The organism is Roseateles sp., from assembly GCF_049240545.1.
Taxonomy (GTDB): domain Bacteria; phylum Pseudomonadota; class Gammaproteobacteria; order Burkholderiales; family Burkholderiaceae_C; genus Paucibacter_A.
Map to the genome: position 1 here is coordinate 1 of NZ_JBMLSK010000014.1, position 1,626 is coordinate 1,626.

Here is a 1,626-nt window from a genome sequence, read left to right on the forward strand (position 1 = left end):
CGAGGCCGTGTGGAAACGCGCGCACTTGAAGCTACGGCGGGCTTCCCTGACGTGACTGACGCGGGCGTCGTCAAAGGCTGACGATGCGCCGCGAGTGCAAGAAGCAAAAAGGGCTCTCGCCCTACGCCCTCATCGCCCTGATCAGCGTTTCAGTACCGAGGATCTTGATCACCCGCTTCAAGTTGTACGCCAGGACCTGCAAGCTCATCTCGGTGGCCACCCGAGGCAGCGTCTTGGTCAGGAAGTGACTGGATCCCATCCAGCCCTTGAGCGTGCCGAAGACGTGCTCGACGGTCTGACGGCGCAGCCTCATGGCTTCAGGAGCACCTTCGAGCCGTTCTTGAACGACATCCAGTATGTCTTCGTGTTCCCACCGCGAGATGCGCCGTTCCTTGCCCGTGGTACATCGCGGCTTCATGGGACATCGAGGGCAGTCTGACGACCAGTACTTGTGCTGGATCTTGCCGGCCTCTTCGGAAGTCATGCGGTGGATGGCAATGCTGCCCGCCGGGCACCGGTACTGGTCCGCCTTGTCGTCGTACACGAAGTCGCGCTTGTCGAACAGGCCGGCTGCTGCGTTGTTCGATGTCATCGGCTTGGGCACCACCGCGGCAACACCCGCACGTTCGCACCCCAGGATTTCGTAGCCCTCGTAGTACCCGCGATCTGCCAGTGCAATGAGCTCGTCTTCCGCGGTAGCTGCCTTGGCGAGCTTGGCCATGTGCGCCAGTTGATTGCGGTCATGGCCCACGTTGGTGACCTCATGGGCCACGATTAAGTGGTGCTTGGCATCGACCACGGTCTGCACGTTGTAGCCGACGATGCCCGTACCTCGGCCACTGGTGGCCATCGACCGCGCATCGGGATCGGTCAAGGAGATCTGTCCGTCTTCGGACGCCTTCATCTGTTCGCCGATCTCGTTCAATGCCTGGATCTGCTGCTTGACCTGGATGATCTTGTCCTTGAGGTGGGCGACCCGACCAGGTAGTACCGCTGCGGCGTCGCGGTCAGCGCGATCGAGTTCGACCAGGTAGCGCTTGATGCTCTCTTCCAGCTGCTCGATGCGAGCGGCAAGCTTGCGGTCGGTGAAGTTCTTGTCGCGGTTGTTGATCGCCTTGAACTTGCTGCCGTCGATGGCGACGATGCCGTCGGTGAACAGCTTCATCCGGCGACACAGCAGCACGAACTCCTTGCAGACCTTGCGGATGGCCTCGCCGTTGTCGCGGCGGAAGTCGGCGATGGTCTTGAAGTCAGGTGCCAATCGACCAGTCAGCCAGATCAGTTCGAGGTTGCGCTGCGCTTCTGTCTCCAGGCGCCGACTCGACTGCACCCGGTTGAGGTAGCCGTACACGTAGATCTTGAGCAGCGTCGCCGGGCTGTAGGCCGGGCGGCCAGTCGCTGCAGGCGCAGCGCGCTCGAAGCCCAACTTGCCCAGATCAAGTTCCTCGACGAAGACATCGATGACACGGACCGTGCTGTCCTCATGGATCCAGTCATCGAGTCGCTCGGGGAACAGAACGCTCTGCGTTCGGTCCTGGCCTTCAACGTATCGCCCCATTGATCGCTCCCGCCTCAAGTGCTGGAACTGCGACTCTGTCGGTGCGAAAGAGTTTCCACACAGCCTCG

General features: G+C 61.4%; 1 protein-coding gene. It reads right to left on the bottom strand.

Going from position 1 to position 1,626, the window contains the following annotated elements:
• Positions 1–121 precede the first annotated feature (121 nt).
• On the bottom strand, positions 122–1,558 hold the full coding sequence (locus ACOVRJ_RS01010) for an IS1182 family transposase (protein WP_422042048.1): 1,437 nt from the start codon (positions 1,556–1,558) through the stop codon (positions 122–124).
• Positions 1,559–1,626: the final 68 nt, after the last annotated feature.

Bases quoted from the DNA above. Each gene is read 5' to 3' on its own strand.
- ACOVRJ_RS01010 (WP_422042048.1), bottom strand. From the start codon at position 1,558: ATGGGGCGATACGTTGAAGGCCAGGACCGAACGCAGAGCGTTCTGTTC.